At 59.2% G+C, this 19,880-nt stretch carries 17 protein-coding genes; 9 read left to right on the top strand and 8 right to left on the bottom strand.

From position 1 onward, the window contains the following. Positions 1-100 precede the first annotated feature (100 nt). The 3 genes from prfB to ACIQWS_RS09040 all read right to left on the bottom strand — a co-directional run bounded on the left by prfB (position 101) and on the right by ACIQWS_RS09040 (position 5,360). Positions 101-1,229 (bottom strand): peptide chain release factor 2 gene (prfB, locus tag ACIQWS_RS09030; RefSeq protein WP_403175085.1). Its coding sequence is split into 2 segments (ribosomal slippage): positions 101-1,159 and positions 1,161-1,229, totalling 1,128 coding nucleotides; the frame shifts between segments, so codons are not numbered across the junction. A gap of 113 nt (positions 1,230-1,342) precedes the next feature. Next, positions 1,343-3,802: a penicillin-binding protein 1A gene (locus ACIQWS_RS09035; RefSeq protein WP_403175088.1), complete on the bottom strand. Its 2,460-nt coding sequence runs from the start codon at positions 3,800-3,802 to the stop codon at positions 1,343-1,345. A 289-nt stretch (positions 3,803-4,091) separates the two neighbouring features. Then, positions 4,092-5,360: an N-acetylmuramoyl-L-alanine amidase gene (locus ACIQWS_RS09040; protein WP_403175092.1), complete on the bottom strand. Its 1,269-nt coding sequence runs from the start codon at positions 5,358-5,360 to the stop codon at positions 4,092-4,094. A 767-nt stretch (positions 5,361-6,127) separates the two neighbouring features. Between ACIQWS_RS09040 and ACIQWS_RS09045 the strand changes: the two genes are divergently transcribed. From ACIQWS_RS09045 to ACIQWS_RS09080, 8 genes are all read left to right on the top strand, one after another. Continuing rightward, complete coding sequence (locus ACIQWS_RS09045; protein WP_403175097.1) at positions 6,128-9,055, top strand: Rne/Rng family ribonuclease; 2,928 nt, start codon at positions 6,128-6,130, stop codon at positions 9,053-9,055. 185 nt (positions 9,056-9,240) lie between these two features. Beyond that, entirely contained in the window at positions 9,241-10,635 is a 1,395-nt protein-coding gene (locus tag ACIQWS_RS09050) for a M48 family metalloprotease (RefSeq protein ID WP_403177643.1), read from the top strand. 52 nt (positions 10,636-10,687) lie between these two features. Next, the gene (locus ACIQWS_RS09055) at positions 10,688-11,476 is read left to right on the top strand and encodes a DsbA family protein (protein ID WP_223613208.1); all 789 of its coding nucleotides are present in this window, start codon (positions 10,688-10,690) and stop codon (positions 11,474-11,476) included. A 239-nt stretch (positions 11,477-11,715) separates the two neighbouring features. Next, positions 11,716-12,159 (top strand): type II 3-dehydroquinate dehydratase, encoded by a 444-nt coding sequence (aroQ, locus tag ACIQWS_RS09060; RefSeq protein ID WP_105732638.1) that lies wholly within the window; start codon positions 11,716-11,718, stop codon positions 12,157-12,159. Between the two features lie 38 nt (positions 12,160-12,197). Then, positions 12,198-12,674, top strand: a complete 477-nt coding sequence (gene accB, locus ACIQWS_RS09065) for an acetyl-CoA carboxylase biotin carboxyl carrier protein (protein WP_346306235.1) — start codon at positions 12,198-12,200, stop codon at positions 12,672-12,674. Positions 12,675-12,686: 12 nt separating this feature from the next. Continuing rightward, positions 12,687-14,051, top strand: coding sequence for an acetyl-CoA carboxylase biotin carboxylase subunit (gene accC / locus ACIQWS_RS09070; RefSeq protein ID WP_403175109.1), 1,365 nt, complete (start codon positions 12,687-12,689; stop codon positions 14,049-14,051). Beyond that, entirely contained in the window at positions 14,048-14,662 is a 615-nt protein-coding gene (gene aat / locus ACIQWS_RS09075; protein ID WP_403175114.1) for a leucyl/phenylalanyl-tRNA--protein transferase, read from the top strand. The genes accC and aat overlap by 4 nt, the downstream gene beginning before the upstream one ends. Positions 14,663-14,821: 159 nt before the next feature. After that, entirely contained in the window at positions 14,822-15,229 is a 408-nt protein-coding gene (locus tag ACIQWS_RS09080; protein WP_403175118.1) for a VOC family protein, read from the top strand. A 218-nt stretch (positions 15,230-15,447) separates the two neighbouring features. On the opposite strand, the gene ACIQWS_RS09085 is transcribed toward ACIQWS_RS09080, so the two are convergent. The 5 genes from ACIQWS_RS09085 to gatB form a co-directional block, all read right to left on the bottom strand. Beyond that, positions 15,448-15,822, bottom strand: a complete 375-nt coding sequence (locus ACIQWS_RS09085) for a DUF2155 domain-containing protein (RefSeq protein ID WP_403177646.1) — start codon at positions 15,820-15,822, stop codon at positions 15,448-15,450. A gap of 147 nt (positions 15,823-15,969) precedes the next feature. Beyond that, positions 15,970-16,368, bottom strand: a complete 399-nt coding sequence (locus tag ACIQWS_RS09090; RefSeq protein ID WP_223613204.1) for an NADH:ubiquinone oxidoreductase subunit NDUFA12 — start codon at positions 16,366-16,368, stop codon at positions 15,970-15,972. Between the two features lie 70 nt (positions 16,369-16,438). After that, entirely contained in the window at positions 16,439-16,927 is a 489-nt protein-coding gene (locus ACIQWS_RS09095; RefSeq protein ID WP_403175128.1) for a GNAT family N-acetyltransferase, read from the bottom strand. Continuing rightward, entirely contained in the window at positions 16,924-17,433 is a 510-nt protein-coding gene (locus ACIQWS_RS09100) for a GNAT family N-acetyltransferase (protein WP_403175134.1), read from the bottom strand. The genes ACIQWS_RS09095 and ACIQWS_RS09100 overlap by 4 nt, the downstream gene beginning before the upstream one ends. 3 nt (positions 17,434-17,436) lie before the next feature. Then, positions 17,437-18,939: an Asp-tRNA(Asn)/Glu-tRNA(Gln) amidotransferase subunit GatB gene (gatB, locus tag ACIQWS_RS09105; RefSeq protein ID WP_346306273.1), complete on the bottom strand. Its 1,503-nt coding sequence runs from the start codon at positions 18,937-18,939 to the stop codon at positions 17,437-17,439. 201 nt (positions 18,940-19,140) lie between these two features. On the opposite strand from gatB, the gene ACIQWS_RS09110 reads away from it, so the two are divergent. Continuing rightward, positions 19,141-19,776 (top strand): cysteine hydrolase family protein, encoded by a 636-nt coding sequence (locus ACIQWS_RS09110; RefSeq protein WP_403175139.1) that lies wholly within the window; start codon positions 19,141-19,143, stop codon positions 19,774-19,776. Positions 19,777-19,880 lie beyond the last annotated feature (104 nt).

Genomic DNA, 19,880 nt, shown 5'->3' on the forward strand with positions numbered 1-19,880 from the left:
ACTACCTGAACAAAATATCGGGAAAAATTGGTTGGCCCATAAAAAATCCCCGGCAGGATATCTCCAGCCAGGGATTTTTGTTCAGACAATGTGCCAGGACTTAAGCGATATCCTGCACTTCCACATCGCTGCCGTGCACGCGGTGCGCGAGAGCCGCTTCCATGAACATGTCGACGTCGCCGTCGAGCACATCCTGCGGGCTGGTGCTTTCGACGCCGGTGCGCAAATCCTTGACCAGCTGATAGGGCTGCAGGACGTAGGAGCGGATCTGGTGGCCCCAGCCGATATCGGTCTTGGAGGCGGAGATGGCATCGGCCGCCTGCTCGCGCTTTTCCAGTTCCGCTTCATAGAGCCGGGCGCGCAGCATCGACCATGCCGTGGCACGGTTCTTGTGCTGCGAGCGTTCCGCCTGGCACTGCACGACGATACCGGTTGCGATATGCGTGATGCGCACCGCCGAGTCCGTCGTGTTGACGTGCTGGCCGCCGGCACCCGATGCGCGATAGGTATCGATGCGTACGTCCGATTCCGTCACCGCGATCTCGATATTGTCATCGACGACGGGATAGACCCAGATGCTGGAGAAGGATGTATGCCGCCGCGCATTGGAATCATACGGCGAGATGCGCACCAGCCGGTGCACGCCCGATTCGGTCTTCATCAGGCCATAGGCATTGTGGCCCTTGATCAGGATGGTGGCCGACTTGATGCCCGCCTCTTCGCCGTCATGGATTTCGAGCAGTTCAACCTTCATGCCCTTGCGGTCGGCCCAGCGCGTGTACATGCGCAGCAGCATCGACGCCCAGTCCTGGCTCTCCGTGCCGCCTGCCCCCGAATGCACTTCGACATAGGTGTCATTGGCATCGGCTTCGCCTGACAGCAGCGTATCGATCTGGCGCTTGTCCACTTCCACCTTGATGGCGCGAATGGCGTCTTCCGCCTCGGTGACGATGGACTTGTCGCCCTCTTCGTCGCCCATGGCGATCAGCTCGATATTGTCTTCGAGCGACTGGCTGAGCGTGCGGATGGAGTTGATACCGTCTTCCAGCTGCTGGCGCTCGCGCATGAGCTTCTGGGCTTCCTGCGCGTCATTCCACAGCGCGGGATCTTCGGCAAGCTGGTTCAGATAGCCAAGGCGTTTGATTGACGTATCCCAGTCAAAGATGCCTCCTCAGCAGGCTTATGGCCTGCTTGATCTCGTCGACCAGCGTCTCGATTTCAGCGCGCATTGGCTGTCCGTTCCTTCTGCTTTTTCATTGTTTTCGAATTGCGGCGGACCATATTCACTGGTCCGCGCGATGTAAAGTCTTCAGACTTTACGAAAGTTCACCGGCTCGATCGGTCAGAAAAGTCCGCCGCCGCCGCCCTGAATGACCCTGTTGACGTTCGGAGACTGCACCTCCATGGGCGCGCCCTCGGAGAAGGAATTCGCGCCAATGACGGAATAGCTGTCCGCAGGGCCTGTGCCCGGCTTGAAGGCTTCCATGATCACATTCGGCTGGCCTTCGGTGGCGCGCATGCCGGTCTTGCGATCAATCGCCACAACGGTCATGCCTTCCGGCACACGGAAGTCAACCGAACGCTGGCCCTTCATGGCAGCATCCATGAAATCCTTGAAGACCGGGGTCGCAAGGCCGCCGCCGGTGCCGCCATGGCCCATGGGCGTCGGCGTGTCGTAGCCGAGATAGAGGCCGACAACGAGGTCCGGCGTGAAGCCGATGAACCAGGCGTCCTTCTCGTCGTTCGTCGTACCGGTCTTGCCGGCGATCGGACGGTTGAGGCTCTTCAGGATGGTTGCCGTACCGCGCTGGATCACGCCTTCCATCATCGACGTGATCTGATAGGCGGTCATCGGATCAAGCACCTGATCGCGGTCGTCGACCAGCTCCGGCTCCGGCTGGTTCTTCCAGTCCTCGGCAGAGCAGTTGTCGCATTTGCGTTCATCGTGCTTGAAGATGGTCTTGCCGTAACGGTCCTGCACGCGGTCGATGATCGATGGCGTGATCTTGCGTCCGCCATTGGCGATGATCGAATAGCCCGTCACCATGCGCATCACGGTGGTTTCGCCCGACCCGAGCGCCATGGCCAGAACCGGCAGCATCTTGTCATAGATGCCGAACCGTTCGGCATATTCGGCAACGAGCTTCATGCCCATGTCCTGCGCCAGACGCACCGTCATCAGGTTGCGCGACTGCTCGATGCCGTAGCGCAGGGTGGACGGGCCGGCAAACTTGCCGCCATAATTCTTCGGTGCCCAAATGCCAAGGCTGCCGCCCTGGTCGATCGAGATCGGGCCATCCAGCACCACCGATGCCGGGGTGTAGCCATTGTCCAGCGCTGCCGAATAGACGAACGGCTTGAAGGAGGAGCCCGGCTGGCGCATGGCCTGCGTGGCGCGGTTGAATTCCGATTCGGCGAAGGAGAAGCCGCCGACCATCGCGAGCACGCGGCCGGTATGCGGGTCCATGGCAACCATCGCGCCTTCGATTCCCGGCACCTGGTGCAGATCGAAGGCCGTGTCGCTGCCTTCCTTCTTCTGCACGAACACCACGTCACCAGGCTTGAACACACCCTCGAGTGATTTCACCGATGTGCGCCTGCCATCCTTGTAGAGGTTCATGGCCCATTTGATATCGGCAGCGGCAATCGTGCCCTTCTTGCGCGCGGTAACCAGGCTGTTGGCATCATTGCGCTCGGGCTGCAGGCCGATGACGGCCTGTGTCGGCGTCACCTCAAGAATGACCGCGAGCTGCCAGTCCGGAACATCGGAAAACGCCTTGATCTCGGCCAGAGGGATACCCCAGTCGCCGATCGTGGAAATCGTCTTGTACGGGCCGCGGTAGCCCTTGGCTTCGTCATACTTGAACAGCCCGTGCTGCAGGGCGGCGCGGGCCTGCACCTGCATCTTGGGGTCAAGGGTGGTGCGCACGGACAACCCGCCCTCATAGAGCGCGTTTTCACCGTACTTGCCGATGATCTGGCGACGGACTTCTTCCGTGAAATATTCCGACGCGAACAGGTAGTTGCCGGTATGGCGCGGCGTAACACCGAGCGGTTCGGCCTTGGCCGTCTTGGCTTCGTCCGTCGTGATGTAGCCGTTCTCGGCCATGCGGTCGATCACCCAGTTGCGGCGTTCGAGCGCCCGCTCCGTCTGGCGGAACGGATGATAGTTAGACGGTCCCTTGGGCAGCGCGGCCAGATAGGCCGCCTCGGCGATGGTAAGCTCATTGACCGACTTGTTGTAATAGGTCAGCGCTGCACCGGCGATACCGTAGGAATTGAGACCGAAGAAAATTTCGTTGAGGTAAAGTTCGAGAATGCGGTCCTTGGAATAGGCTTGCTCGATGCGGAAGGACAGGATGGCTTCCTTCACCTTGCGGCCCATCGTCTGGTCGGACGACAGGAGGAAGTTCTTTGCCACCTGCTGGGTGATGGTGGACGCACCAACCGGGCGGCGCGAGCCCCAATTCTGCACGTTGACGATAACGGCGCGGGCAAGACCGCTGATGTCGATACCCGGATGCTGATAGAAGTTCTTGTCTTCCGCCGATACGAAGGCGGCCTTCACCCGGTCCGGAATGGCCTGGATCGGCAGATAGAGGCGGCGCTGCCTGGCGAATTCAGCCATCAGCGCTCCATCGGACGCGTGAATGCGCGTCATGACAGGCGGCTCGTACTTGGCCAGAACTTCATAATCGGGCAGGTCTTTGGATACTTTGACCACATAGAGCGCTGCACCGCCCGCGGCCAGCAGCGCGACGACGGTACCGATTCCGAAAAAATATCCGATCAAGCGTATCATTTGTATCCGGAACCCGTTTCATCCATTTGGCATGTCGATAATCGATGCACGATCTTGGTCAATGCAAATCGCACTCCGGGAAGCAGTTTCCCGGTACTCCAACCGGAATACACAACGCCCGGCAAATTCAGTGACGCAATTGAGCGACAAATGTGACAAAGGCAAGGACAACCCGGTTCTGCGCACAATTTAAATACCAATTGTGGAGTTTCGGCAACGCACAGACAAGTATATTAGGCTCCGCGAACTGTCTGATGGTCAATCGTTGCATAAACGCTGTCGGAAACTGTCAATTCGATGCGCCTGCTGTCTTTTTTCCCGAAAATTCGCCAACGGCTGCAGCAAGCCGTTCCGCCACATGGGTCCGCCATGCCGGGTCGAGCATCAGTTTTGCGTCTTCATCATTGGACAAATAGCCGATTTCAACCAGCACGGAAGGCACATCGGGCGCTCGCAACACCTGGAACCCGGCGAAACGGTGCGGATTGTTGATCATGTTCACATCACCTTTGAGCGCCCGCACCACGCCCTTGGCGAAACTGAGCGAGAATGTATGCGTCTCGCGCCGGGTCAGATCCATGAGAATATCGGCAATTTCCGGCGTCTCATTGTCAAAGGCAACACCGGCAACCGCATCGGCCTTGTTTTCGCGGTCGGCCATGGCGCGCGATGCGGCATCGGACGCCTTGTCGGAAACCGTATAGACCGTCGCGCCGCGAATGTTGCGCTGGTTGATCGTATCGGCGTGCACCGAGATAAACAGATCAGCTTCATACTGCCGGGCAATGCGCACGCGTTCCGGCAGACGCAGGAATTCGTCGCTGTCACGCGTCATCTCGATCCGCAGGCCGGGAATCTTGCTCAGCTGATCGCGCAGCTCGCGTGCGAACATCAGGGTGACATCTTTTTCCATGATGCCGCCGGTGCTTTCCGCGCCGCTGTCTATGCCGCCATGCCCCGCATCCACGACAACGGTGAACGGCTTGGGCGCCTTGCTGACTTCCATCGGCGCCGCACTGGCGACACGGTCGCCCTTGGGGCCGACCTGCGTGGATGCGGTGGGTGCATTCTGGTTTTTGATGGCATCGGCAAACTGCCGGTCCGACGAAGCGACAAGATCGGCAACAAGGCGATAGCCGGGACTGTTGTCATTCTTGAGCACGTCGACGCGTTCGACACTGAACGGGCCCTTCATGGTAAAGATCAGCCGTGAACGGGCATCGCTGATCATCCCGTAGCGCACATTGTCGATCAGTCCGCGCGGCTCCAGCGATTTCTTGTCAAAGGCAAAGACGGCTTTCGGCAAATCGATCACCAGGCGATGCGGCTCGCCGAGCAGCAGCGTCGACACTTCCGGCTCATGGTCGAAATTGATCACGACGCGGGTGCGCAGTTCGTCGCCAGCCGCCTGATAGGTCAGTGCCGCCAGTTCATCGGCCGCAAACGCGCCCTGACCGGATTGCGCGACAGCAACCGAGACCAGAAAGACTGTTACCAAAAACCGGCAGATCACATTCATGTCATTGCAGATGGACGCCGGCGCGTGCCGGGCAATCATCCCCTCTGGTGCTATTTCGTATCAGACGGAGCCACATTATATGTGAATGATAGGTAACTCGTCGTGGTTAATTTAATCTTATTAACCGCCTATCCCCGTTATCCCGCTGTTATCGTGACCGCCACTTCTGTGCCATAGCGATGACACGATTATGAAGAAGGCCTTGTCATAACGCGACACACCTCCTAAAAGCAAAGGTGGGTTACTTTCCGCCATCCGGAATCATGCTCGCTATGTCACGGCAATTGGCCGGCTGACACTGAAGGCAAAGACACGGAGTGGCAGAAGCGAAGCATCGCTGTGGTAACCGGAAAAGAATTTGGCGTGAGCAGACAGGGAATGTCGGCTGCGCTTTGTGTGAACGGCAGATGGCGCAGACAAGGCGCGTCGAGCCAGCCCTTTCGAGGGTGTTACCGCATAACCCCAAAGATCATTTTCGATTTTTGGATAAGGATTATGCGCAATCTTAGTTGTTACTGCGCCTCTGTGCGTCCGAAAAGACGCACGGCGCAGTAACGGGTCGGCAATGCTTCAGAGCATGCCATTCGTAGAGGTCGTTTCGTCAGGAACAGAAATGTTTGACACAGGCGTGACTATTACCGGCTTGAAAGCCGCGGGTGCTGAAAAGCAACACCGCGTGATGCCGTGTCTGTCTGTTTCTGCGAACCTTAATATATCCGGCAAATGTGAAACCGCGGCTCCGGCACCCCTTTGGGCGTCCCGGTTGTCCCGCGTTTTGAGCGTTTCAGCCGGGGAGAAGAATCATAATGTCGGACAAAATGCTAATCGACGCCTCCCACCAGGAGGAAACGCGCGTTGTCGTGGTTCGCGGCAACCGGATTGAAGAATTTGACTTTGAGTCGGAACACAAGAAACAGATCAAAGGCAATATCTATCTCGCGCGTGTCACACGTGTAGAACCATCGCTTCAGGCAGCTTTCGTTGAATATGGCGGCAATCGCCATGGCTTTCTCGCGTTCAGCGAAATCCATCCTGACTACTATCAGATTCCGATGGCGGATCGTCAGGCCCTGATCGACGCGGAAGCCGAGGCAGCCAGCCAGGACGAAGACCACGAGGAAGCAGCCGGCGAGCAACGCACCCGTGATCGCAACGATCGCGGACAGCGCAATCGCCGCCGCAGCCGTCGCGGCACGCGCCAGGGCGACGAATCGGTCAAGCTCGATTCGGCGGATGACGAGAATGCCGCCACCGATGAAGCTGGCGACAGCCACGAATCATCAGAGCAGGCTGCATCGGATGAAAACCCCTCTTCCGAAAACAATGGCGGGCAGACACTTGCCGCCGCCATCGACGCCGATGTCATTTCGGAAGCCGTTGTCGTTGACACCAACGATGCGGCTGACGCTGCCACGGATGCCGCTGAAAGGGCTGACGACGGCGACCACCAGCCGCGCCGGTCGAAGCGCCGGTCGCAGGACGACAAGGAAGAGCCGCATGACGAGCTCGACGAAGTCGATTCCATCGGTGCCGAAGATGCCATGGAAGAAGTTCCCACGCATCAGCGCTTCCAGCGCCGCCAGTACAACATCCAGGACGTGATCAAGCGCCGGCAGATCCTGCTGGTTCAGGTTGTCAAGGAAGAACGCGGCAACAAGGGCGCGGCCCTGACCACGTATCTCTCGCTCGCCGGCCGTTATTCCGTCCTGATGCCGAACACCGCCCGTGGCGGCGGCATTTCGCGCAAGATCACCAGCATCCAGGACCGCAAGCGCCTGAAGGATATCGTCAAGGACCTCGAAGTGCCCAAGGGCATGGGTGTGATTCTGCGCACGGCCGGTGCGATGCGCACCAAGCCGGAAGTGAAGCGCGACTACGAATATCTGATGCGCCTGTGGGAAAATGTCCGCAGCCTCACCCTCGCCTCCAGCGCGCCGACCCTCGTCTATGAGGAAGGCAGCCTGATCAAGCGCTCCATCCGCGATCTCTACAACAAGGACATCACGGAAGTGCTCGTCGCCGGTGAAAACGGTTACCGCGAGGCCAAGGACTTCATGCGCATGCTCATGCCGAGCCATGCCAAGGTGGTGCAGCCCTATCGCGAACTGACGCCGATCTTTGCGCGCAACGGCATCGAAGCGCAGCTCGACCGCATGCTGCAGCCGCAGGTGACGTTGAAATCCGGTGGCTACATCATCATCAACCAGACGGAAGCTCTGGTGGCGATCGACGTCAACTCCGGACGGTCGACACGCGAACATTCGATTGAAGATACGGCCTTGCAGACGAATCTTGAAGCGGCAGATGAAGTCGCGCGCCAGCTGCGGTTGCGCGATCTTGCCGGTCTGATCGTCATCGACTTCATCGACATGGAAGAAAACCGCAACAACCGTGCGGTGGAAAAGCGCCTGAAGGATTGCCTGAAGGACGATCGCGCCCGCATCCAGGTCGGTCGCATTTCCCACTTCGGCCTGCTTGAAATGTCGCGCCAGCGTATCCGCGCCAGCGTGCTGGAAAGCACCACGCAGATCTGCTCGCATTGCGGCGGCACCGGCCATGTGCGCTCCGCCTCTTCCATCGCACTGCATGTCATGCGCTCGATCGAGGAATATCTGCTGCGTCATTCGCAAAACAACATCATCGTTCGCACCACGGTTGCAACGGCGCTCTATGTGCTCAACCACAAGCGTCAGAACCTTGCCGATCTGGAAGCCCGTTTTGGCCTGACGATCAGCATCGAGGCCGATGAGAGCGTGGGTGCGCAGCATTTCGCCATCGACAAGGGTTCCATTGCGCTTGGCCCGATTGTTCCGCTGACGGAAACGCCGGCCCTTGGCATTGTCGACGACTTCGACGAGACCGATCCGGTGATCGAGGAGATCGACGAAGACGCCGACAGCGAAGCACAGCCCGGTGAAACCGCCCGCACGGGCGATCAGGACGAATCATCGCGCAAACGCCGGCGCAAGCGGCGGCGGCGCGGCGGTCGTGACCGCCAGGACGCGGCAGCCGGCGAGCCCGGCCAGGCCGTGCGCGGTGACACCGATGGTGATGATGCGGATGTTCCGGCCGTCGAAGGCGAGGATGCAGCCGCAACCAAAGCCCGCGAGGAAGAGAACGAACGCCGCAAGAAGCGCCGGCGCGGCCGTCGCGGCGGACGCAAGAACCGTCGTCCGGAAGATGGCGATGATCAGGATATCGCTGCCAAATCCGTGCCCGATGCGGAACCGGTGTTCGTGACCATCCCTCTACCGGATTTCAGCAAGCCAGCGGCCGTTGAAACCAAGGCGACTGCGGTTGAAGAGACGGTTGTCGTTGCAGACATCGTGGTTGAAGCGGAACCGGCGGTTGCCGACGAGGCACCGGCCAAGAAGCCTTCCCGCCGCAAGCCGCGCGCCAAGGCGGGAGCCGAGCCGGTCGCAGAAGCCACAGCAGAGGCTGCGCCAGTGGAAGCCGAAGCCGAGGCTCCAGCCAAGCCGAAACGCGCACCGCGCAAGACCGCCAAGAAGGCGGTTGCCGAGGAAACGGTTGCCGAGCCTGCACCAGCAGTCGAGGCGGAGGCGCCAGCTGCCGCTTCGGCGGAAATCCAGCCGGAGCCCGCTGCCCCCGCAAAGGCAGAACCGGCAAAGGTGGAAAACAGCACGCCAGTCGTCACGTCCACCTCTCCCAAGGACAAGAAGGACGGCGAAGCATCGCCGAAGCGCGGCTGGTGGCAGAAGAAGGGTTTCTTCTGAGAGCCAGAAACGCGTGGATAACTGAACTGGAGAACCGGCATCTTTGCCGGTTCTTCTTTATCAAGGCCCGCGCTATCCTTAAGCCGGGCCTCAGATTTGCCGGAATAATCCGCCATCTCACAAAAAAGAGAACACGGTTTGCTTCTCTTTCCTTCAAAGACCGACTTCGATACGAATAAGCCATGATGACAGTTCGACAGATCATTTCCCGTCAATCGTTGACTGCCATGGCACGCAGCACGGTCGCGGCTCTCGTTGCGGGCGCTGTCAGCCTGGTCCAGACGAGCATCGCTGCGGCACAGTCCAACGTTCCCATCGTCCGCGATGCCGAAATCGAAGCGCTTGTAACCGACTACGCCACGCCGATCATCAACACGGCGGGTCTGGGCAAACGCGCCATCCGCATCGTTCTCGTCAACAACAGCAGTTTCAACGCGTTTGTGGATGGCCGGCGTATTTTCATCAACACCGGGGCGCTGCTGCAGGCCGAAACACCCAATGAGATCATCGGGGTGCTGGCCCATGAAACCGGGCATCTGGCGGGCGGGCACCAGTTCCAGTTGCGCGAGCAGATGGCGCACGCCAAGACCATGGCGGTTGTTGCCGGGCTGGTTGGGCTTGGTGCCGCCGTTGCAGGGGCCGCGACCAAGCAAGGCGGCATGGCGCAGGCAGGGACAGGCGTGGCCATGGGCGGTACGGAGATGGCCATGCGCAGCCTGCTCAGCTATCAGCGCACGGAAGAAATGGCAGCGGATCGCTCGGCGATCACCTATCTCGCCAATACCGGGCAATCGGCGAAGGGCATGCTGACGACATTCGAGCGTTTCTCCAATGCCCTGTCGCTCAGCGGCACACGCACCGATCCCTACCGCATCAGCCATCCCATGCCGCGCGAGCGCATTGCCAATCTGGAAACGCTCGCCCGCGCCAGCCCCTATTTCGACAAGACGGACAGTCCTGCGCTGCAGCAGCGCCACGATCTGATGCGCGGCAAGATCGCCGCCTATACCGGCGGCGGCGCCAGCGTGCTGCAGAACTTCCGCAAGGATCCGAACAATATCGGCGCCCGCTACGGCAATGCCATCGCCACCTACCTCAACGGCTCGTCGCAGGAAGCACTCGGAAAGATCGATGCGCTCATCCGCGAGCAGCCGAAGAATCCCTATTTTCACGAAATGCGCGGCGAAATCCTCCTGAAGCAGAACAAGGTGATGGAGGCAGCGGCGGCCTACCAGAAGGCTAGCACGCTTGATCCGCGCAAATCGGGCCTGATCCGCATGGCCTATGGCCGCGCGCTGATGCTGAGCGGCACGCCCGCCAACCTGAAGGCCTCGATCAAGGAAATTCAGGCCGGCATCGACCGGGACCGCGAATTCCCCGACGGCTACGGCTATCTGGCGCAGGCCTATGGCCAGCTTGGCGATGGACCGCGTTCGGACCTCGCCGCAGCTGAGGAAAAGTACTATTCCGGCAAGATCCAGGACGCACAGATCTTCGCCATCCGGGCCCAGCGCGCCCTTGCAAAGGGATCGCCAGACTGGGTTCGCGCCCAGGACATCATCAATTCCAAGCGCAATTGAGCATGATCATCCTGCTTTTTGCCAACACCGATACAAACAAGGACATGACGTTATGAAAAAAGTCGCTCTGGTAAGTGCATCCGCAGGCCTCGCGGTCCTGGCAGCACTCGGTTTCAGCCAACAGGCTGTCATGGCACAGACCAGCACGGCTGCAACGCCGCAGCCTGCCATGTCCTCCACCGTCAACCGCGCCGAAGTTGAAGCCATTATCAAGGATTACCTGATCAAGAACCCGGAAGTGCTGCTTGAAGCCCAGGCGGCACTCAGCGCCAAGCAGGAAGCCTCGCAGCAGCAGGCGCAGGGTCAGGTCATCAGCCAGAACCACGACAAGCTGTTCAACTCATCGCTCGATGCCGTCTTCGGCAATCCCAAGGGCGATGTCACCGTCGTTGAGTTCTTCGACTACAATTGCGGCTACTGCAAGCGCGCCCTGCCCGACATGGACGCCCTGCTCAAGAGCGACCCGAAGCTGCGCTTCGTGATGAAGGAATTCCCGATTCTGGGACCTGACTCCACCAAGGCCCACATTGTCGCCAAGGCGTTCAAGGCCTTGATGCCGGAAAAATATCTGGAATTCCACCGCGACCTCCTCGGCCGTGACGGCCGCGCCACGGAAGACGCGGCGATGCAGATTGCGGTCAAGCTCGGCGGAAACGAGAAAGCGATCCGCGAAAAGATGAAGTCACCTGATATCGCCCAGGCCTTCCAGCAGAACTACGACCTCGCCAACGCCCTGAACATCAATGGCACACCGTCCTACATCATCGGCAACGAGGTGGTTCCGGGTGCCCTTGGTGCCGATGCGCTGGCGGAAAAAATCAGCCATATTCGCAACAAATAGCGCTGCATTCATGCCAATGACTGCAGAAACCATTTGCGGACAGGCAATCGCGTGATTTTTCGGCTGGCGAACACCCGCTTTGTCAGGCAGTTTCGTCCGGTGGAGAAACATCGGACCTGCTACCTTCCTTGTGGATTGCTTCGCCATCCGGAAAAGAGAACTAGTTCCATTTGGCTATCCATTGCTCTATATGGGACCCGTCATCGGGTTCCGAAACCCGTCACTATGTCCGGTATGGTATGAAACAGCTGATCTTTGTCCTCAATGGCCCGAACCTGAACATGCTGGGAAAGCGTGAGCCGGGAATCTATGGCGCTTCCACGTTGAGCGATATCGAGGCTCTCTGCCGTGCCGAGGCGGAAAAGCTGGGCGCCGGGATCGAATTCCGCCAGTCCAATCATGAGGGTGATCTGGTCTCGTGGATTCAGGAGGCAGGCGAGAAAAACGCCGCTGTCCTGATCAATCCGGCTGCCTATACGCATACATCCATCGCATTGCATGATGCCATCCGCGCGGCTGCCGTCACGCTGGTGGAAGTTCATCTGTCCAATATTCACGCGCGCGAGTCATTCCGCCATCACTCCTACGTTTCCCCTTTGGCCAAAGGGGTGATATGTGGCTTCGGAGTGGATGGCTATGTGATGGGCTTGCGCGCACTCGTCAAAGCAGCGGCACCGCAATAACAAGGGCTGCCGAACAGAAATAAGGGGCTTGAAAAAGCATGGCTAGCAGAAACAACGGGATCGACAAGGTCATGATCCGCGATCTCGCAGAAATTCTGAACGAGACGGATCTTACCGATATCGAGATCGAACAGGGCGACCTGCGTATCCGCGTATCGCGGCAGATCACGATGCAGGCTGCGGCACCGCAGGCCGTCTATGCGCAGGCTCCCGCCGCCATCGCTGCCCCAGCCGCATCCGCGGCGCCAGCCGACGCCGCCAAGCCTGCCGGTGATCCATCGAAGAATGCGGTTCCCTCGCCGATGGTCGGCACGGCCTACCTGTCCCCGGCGCCGGGCGCCCGCGCTTTCATCGAGGTCGGTTCGAAGGTCAAGGAAGGCCAGACGCTGATGATCATCGAGGCCATGAAGACGATGAACCAGATTCCATCGCCGCGCGCCGGAACCGTCACGGCCATTCTCATCGAGGACAGCCAGCCGGTCGAATACGGCGAATTGCTAGTTGTGATCGAATAAATCGAGAGCGTGATGTTTCAGAAAATTCTCATAGCCAACCGCGGCGAAATTGCCCTGCGCGTCCTGCGCGCCTGCAAGGAGCTCGGCATTCAGACTGTCGCGGTCCATTCGACCGCCGACGCCGACGCCATGCATGTCCGCCTGGCGGATGAAAGCGTCTGCATTGGACCGCCCCCTTCGCGCGAAAGCTATCTGAATATTCACCAGATCGTTGCCGCCTGCGAAATCACTGGCGCCGATGCCATCCATCCCGGCTACGGCTTCCTGTCCGAGAACGCCAAGTTTGCGGAAATCCTCGAAGCGCACGGCATCACCTTCATTGGCCCCACCGCGGCGCATATCCGCATCATGGGTGACAAGATCGAAGCCAAGCGCACCGCAAAGCGCCTGGGCATCCCCGTGGTGCCCGGCTCCGATGGCGGCGTGACCGATGACAAGGAAGCCGCGCGCATCGCCGCCGAAATCGGCTATCCCGTGATCATCAAGGCGTCGGCCGGTGGTGGCGGACGCGGCATGAAGGTGGCGCTGAGCGAAGACGAATTGTCCATCGCCCTGTCGACCGCCCGCTCCGAAGCCGGCGCAGCCTTTGGCGACGATGCCGTCTACATCGAAAAATACCTGCAGAAGCCGCGTCACATCGAAGTTCAGGTGATGGGCGATGGCATGGGCAAGGCCGTGCATCTGGGCGAACGCGACTGCTCGTTGCAGCGCCGGCACCAGAAGGTCTGGGAAGAGGCCAATTCCCCCGCTCTGAATGCGGATGCGCGCGACCGCATCGGCATGATCTGCGCCAACGCCATGGCCGATATGGGTTATCGCGGCGCCGGTACGATCGAGTTCCTCTACGAAAACGGCGAGTTCTATTTCATCGAGATGAACACCCGCCTGCAGGTGGAGCATCCGGTCACCGAAGCCATCACCGGCATCGATCTCGTGCATGAACAGATCCGTGTTGCATCCGGCGGCGGTCTCTCCGTCACCCAGGACGACATCCGCTTCCATGGCCATGCCATCGAGTGCCGCATCAATGCGGAAGATCCCCGCACCTTTGCACCCTCGCCCGGCAAGATCACCCATTACCACACACCGGGCGGCCTCGGCATCCGTGTCGATTCCGGCGTCTACACCGGCTACAAGATTCCGCCCTATTACGACAGCCTCATCGGCAAGCTGATCGTGCATGGCCGCAACCGCGTGGAATGCCTCATGCGTCTGCGCCGGGCGCTGGATGAATTCGTGGTGGATGGCATCAAGACGACCCTGCCGCTGTTTCAGGACCTGATCAACAATCCTGATATCGCCAACGGCGACTACGATATCCATTGGCTCGAAAAATATCTGGCCGGCGATACCGCTATTGCCGAAGAAGAGGCATGACGGGCAAGGACCCGGCAGAGAACTTCAAAATAGACCCCGAGTTGTTGCTGCGCGCCTATGCAACCGGGGTCTTTCCCATGGCCGAAGAGGCTGACAACCCGGAAATCTTCTGGGTCCGTCCGGAACGGCGCGGCATCATCCCTTTCGAGAATTTTCACGTTTCGCACAGCCTGCGCAAAACCATCCGCCAGGGGCGCTTCGATATCCGTTTCGATACGGACTTTACCGGTGTGATCGACGGCTGCGCCAGCGGCAGCGGCGAACGTGCCCGTACCTGGATCAACCAGCCCATCCGCGAAGCCTATGGCAAGCTGTTTGCCCTCGGCCACTGCCATACGGTCGAAGCGTGGCAGGAGGATGGGCTTGTCGGCGGTCTCTACGGCATCTCGCTGGGATCGGCATTTTTCGGCGAAAGCATGTTCTCGCGCCAGCGCGATGCATCGAAAGTCTGCCTCGTCCATCTGGTCAGCCATTTGATCGAAAAGGGCTTTACCCTGCTCGACACCCAGTTCACCACAACCCATCTGGAAAGCTTCGGGGCTGTTGAAGTTCCCCGCCGGCAATATCAGAAGATGCTCGACAATGCCCTGGCGCAGTCAGCAGAGTTTTGAAACGTCATAGTCCTCGTGTGAATCTGTAGTATTGTGCCCTTGGCCGCAACTGTCGATGGGAGCAGACCGGCCGAATATTTTTCTGATGAACAGTGTCGGGTTGTGATCTCTCCATACGTCCTTGGACGGGAAGACCCAATCCATGCGAGGAGAACTGTTATGAAAATCAATGCCTATCTGAATTTTGACGGACAATGCGAAGAAGCATTCAAATTCTACGAGAAGGTCCTGAACGGCAAGATCCAGTTCATGGGCCGCTTCGGCGATATGCCGGAAGGTGCCCAGATGCCCGGGTCGGAACATCTGATCATGCACGTCCATATGACTGTCGGCGACAATGCGCTGATGGGTTCAGATTCACCGCCACCCTACTTCCAGAAAATGCAGGGTATGCAGGTTGCCCTTCATCTCGACTCCCCGGAAGAAGCCGACAGGATCTACGGCGCATTGAGCGAGGGCGGCAACGTCACCATGCCTATCGGCGAAACCTCCTGGGCGATACGCTTCGGCATGCTGGTGGACCGTTTCGGCACACCCTGGATCATCAACCACGCCAAACCGATGTAATCTGGTTTGGGCAGTTGATCCCGGTGCTCAAGTGCCGGGATCGATGTCTGCTCGCAGCTGCCTCTGTGGTGGTGCGTGGTTCGACAAGCTCACCATGAGAAAGGTGGTTTGGTGCAAGATTATGCACAAACGTCGCAGAATATGGCTCCCTGCAATCCTCAGAATCCCTCATGGTGAGCTTGTCGAACCACGCAGGACGTTTACGCAACAGGAAACAATCAGCTTTTGGCTGGCGCGGGAACGTCCGAGGACTGCTTGCAGCCTTTGAGCCAGACGTCATACACGGGATGCTCGACGGCATTGAGACCGGGGCTGTCGGCAAACATCCAGCCCGAGAAAATCTTGCGGATCTTGCGGTCGAGGGTGATTTCATCCACTTCGACAAAGGTATCGGTTTTCGGTGTTTCCGTATCCGGACGCGTGTAGCAAACGCGCGGCGTCAGCTGCAGCGCGCCGAACTGAACCGTCTCGTCGATATAGACGTCAAACGAAGTGATTCGTCCGGTGATCTTGTCGAGCCCGGAAAAAACAGCGATCGGATTGGAAATCTTGTCGTCGGCGGCATGCGCCGATGCGCAAAGGCCGACAGCCATCAAACCGGCCGCGAGAAGACGGGCTTTGTTCTGGAACAGAAAGGACAAGTTGGGACGGATCATTTCAATTCCGGCTGTGTTCAGGCTGACGGGACAGTTTCATACCAGCCCGTCGATAATCGCCAATTGTGGCAGAAGAAAATCCGCTCAGGATCCCGGTGTCCACGCATCATAATCGCCCGTCACCGCAGGACGATTGTCGCCATGGGCAATGGAGCCCTTCGGACGGTAAGCCGCGGCAGAACCGGTCAGGTTCGGCTGGTGGGTCTTTTCCCAGGCATGCGCCTTGTAGGTTTCACGCGATGGCGGCGTTTCGGCGCGATGATGGATCCAGCCGTGCCAGCCTGCAGGAATGGCCGACGCTTCCGCATAGCCCTTGTAGATCACCCAGCGGCGCGTGCGGCCTTCGGAGTCCTGCGTGCCTTCATAATAGACATTGCCGAACTCATCCTCACCGACTTTCGTACCCTTGCGCCAGGTAAAGACGCGCGTACCGATCGTCTGACTGTTCCACCAGGTGAAAAACTGTAAAAGGAAGGTCTTCATTGCAATCCTGCTTCGAACTATGTCGTTCAACTCTTCGGGTTATGGCCGTATCGCCGGGGGATAGCAAGGGTCAAGTTGCCGCTGGCACAGCTTCCACGAGCATTTTGAAACCGGCGTGGCTCTTCTTGAACCCCAGCCTTTCATAGAACCGGTGCGCATCCACGCGCTTGGCGTTCGACATCAGCTGGATCAGCCCCACGCCGCGCGCCTTGCCCAGCGCAACGCAATGCTGGATCAGCTTGGCGCCGATCCCCTTGCCGCGCAGGTCGCTGCGCGTCTGCACCGCGCCGATGGTCATGTTGGTGGTGCCGCGGCTGGGCAATGTCGTGGTGAACGTCACCTGCGCCGTGGCAACCACGTCCCCCTCCAGCACGCCGACAATCAGCTCGTCGCAATTGCTGGCTTCGATCGCATCGAAGGCGCGCGCATAGCGCGGGAAAAATTCGGGATCCGTCGTGTCGCCATGGCCGCCGAGCACATCCTCGGCGAAAATGGCAATCAGCGCCGGCAAGTCCGCGCGCTCGGCGCGGCGAAAAACGGGCTCAGCGGCAGAGGTCACGGTGCAAGCTCGTAGCCTGACAGGGATTTTTCCATGACCAGCACGGAAATGCCGGAATTGGCTTCCCCCCAATTGTCCGTCCGCGCGCCGGTCAGATCAAAGCCCCGGCTTTCATAGAAGCGGCGGGCCTTTTGGTTCGATTCGATCACTTCAAGCTGCAGCATGAACACGCCAGGGAAAGCGCTTTCCACTTCCGCCAAAAGCAGCGAACCCACGCCGTTGGCCTGCTTTTCCGGGTGCACATAGAGCTGATTGAGCAGCGCCAGCTTGTGATCCTTTTGCGAGGCATAGGCCATGCCGTAGAGGTCGGCGCCATCATCGGCAAGAATGAACTCGGAATAGGGTTTTGCCAGCTGCTTTTTCAAGGCATCCAGCGAGTGGTAACGATTGGTGACCGCATTGACCTTTTCGACGCCGTAGACATCGTCATAGGTGGCGTGCCAAGTCTCTACGAGCAATTCACGGACAGTTGCCAGATCGTCCTTCGTCGCGCTTCGAATCCACATGCTTTAATCGACAATCCCGAGTTTTGCCTTGACCAGATCGCTGACAGCCTGCGGATTTGCCTTGCCACCAGTGGACTTCATCACCTGCCCGACAAACCAGCCGGCCATGGTGGGCTTTGCCTTCGCCTGCTCGACCTTATCAGGATTCGCGGCAATAACATCATCGACAGCTTTCTCGATGGCGCCAGTATCGGTCACCTGCTTCATGCCGCGTTCTTCGACCAGCGCGCGCGGATCGCCGCCCTCGTTCCAGACAAGCTCGAACAGGTCCTTGGCGATCTTGCCGGAAATCGTGCCTTCCCTGATCAGGTCGATGATGCCGCCGAGCTGATCCGGCGACACGGGCGACTCTTCGATGCCCTTGCCGGCCTTGTTCAGCGCGCCGAGCAGATCGTTGATCACCCAGTTGGCGGCAAGCTTGCCGTCGCGGCCTTCAGCCACCGCTTCGAAATAATCGGCAATCGCCTTTTCCGTCACCAGAATGGAGGCGTCGTAGACGGAAAGGCCGAGCACTGAAACAAGCCGCGCCTTCTTGTCGTCCGGCAGCTCCGGAAGGTCAGCCCGCAGCTCATCGACATAGGACTGCGCGAATTCGAGGGGCAGAAGGTCAGGATCCGGGAAATAGCGATAGTCATGCGCTTCTTCCTTGGAGCGCATGGAGCGCGTCTCACCCTTCACCGGGTCGAACAGGCGTGTTTCCTGATCGATCGATCCGCCATCCTCCAGAATGGCGATCTGACGGCGGGCTTCATAGTCGATCGCCTGGCCGACAAAGCGGATGGAATTGACGTTCTTAATCTCGCACCGCGTTCCGAACTCGCCGCCCGGCCTGCGCACGGAGACGTTGACGTCGGCGCGCATGGAGCCTTCGTCCATGTTGCCGTCGCAGGTGCCGAGATAGCGCACGATGGTGCGCATCTTGGTGAGGTACGCCTTGGCTTCGTCGGCCGAGCGCATGTCCGGCTTGGAGACGATTTCCATCAGCGCCACGCCAGACCGGTTGAGGTCCACGTAGGACATGGTCGGGTTCTGGTCATGCAGGGATTTTCCGGCATCCTGTTCCAGATGCAGACGCTCGATGCCGATCTCGATATCCTCGAACTGGCCCTTATTGTCGGGGCCGACCGAAATGAGCATCGTGCCTTCGCCGACGATGGGCTGCTTGAACTGCGAAATCTGGTAACCCTGCGGCAGATCCGGATAAAAATAGTTCTTCCGGTCGAAAACCGATTTCAGGTTGATCTGGGCCTTCAGGCCAAGACCGGTCCGAATCGCCTGGCGCACGCACCATTCGTTGATGACCGGCAGCATGCCGGGCATGGCGGCATCGACCAGCGATACATTTTCGTTGGGTTCGGCACCGAATGTCGTGGAAGCACCGGAGAACAGCTTCGAATTGGATGTGACCTGCGCATGCACTTCCATGCCAACGACAATTTCCCAGTCGCCTGTGGCACCGGAAATGAAACGCTTGGGTTCGGGCGTACGGGTATCAACGAGAGTCATGCTGGGCTGTCATTCCTGGCTAAATTTGTCTGTCTACTGGCTAGTCGAAACAGCCCCTTGAGGCAAGTGTTTCTCCATCCCGAAGCCGCGCGATTGCGGAAATGCGCCGCTTCGGCCTGTTTTTCCGGCGCAGCAATGCTAGGCTCGATTCCAGGCAGCGGTGATCGGGAGAGGATCGCCCGACACATTCGGAGGACACCGATGCAGAACATTTATGGCCTTGCCATCCCCGAAACCCTTGCCGAAACGGTCAGGCCCGAGACAACGGCGCTGGTCGTCTATGACATGCAGGTCGGCATATTGCGGCAGATGCAGGACGGCGGCGCCATTCTGGAAAAGGTGCTGCAAACCCTCGAGATCGCGCGTTCCGCCGGTATCCGCATCTTCTTCATGCGCCATATGTCCCTGCCGAAGAAAATGGCCGGTGTATTTCAATTCAAGCAGATGATGGCCTGGCAGCGCAAGACATCCGCCCAAAATGTCGAGCCATGGTTCCTGCGCGACAGCCCCGGCTTTGCACTTGCCCCGGAACTCGACGTTCGCGACGACGAAGCCATTCTCGACAAGATCACTTTCTCGGCGTTCGAAGGCACGCCGCTGGCCATCGCCATGCGCGACTGCGGTCTCAAGAGTTTCATCATCTGCGGCATCGCCACGGAAATCGGCATTGATCCGACGGTTCGTCACGGCGCCGATCTTGGCTTCATCCCCGTCGTCCTGACCAATGCCTGCGGCGGCGGCCACGCGGATGCGGCCGAGCGGTCAATGGCCAACCTGGCCTATATGGGCGACGCGATGCTGTGCACGGTCGAGGAACTCTCAGCAGCGGTTCGATAGACCAAGGGGTACAAGTGCGTGATGCGTGGTTCGACAAGCTCACCATGAGGGGGGGGGGGTTTTTGAAAGCCCAGGGGTACGAAAACGTGTGGTTGTGGGACCAC

Source organism: Phyllobacterium sp. NPDC097923 (genome assembly GCF_044760925.1).
Lineage (GTDB): Bacteria > Pseudomonadota > Alphaproteobacteria > Rhizobiales > Rhizobiaceae > Phyllobacterium > Phyllobacterium calauticae.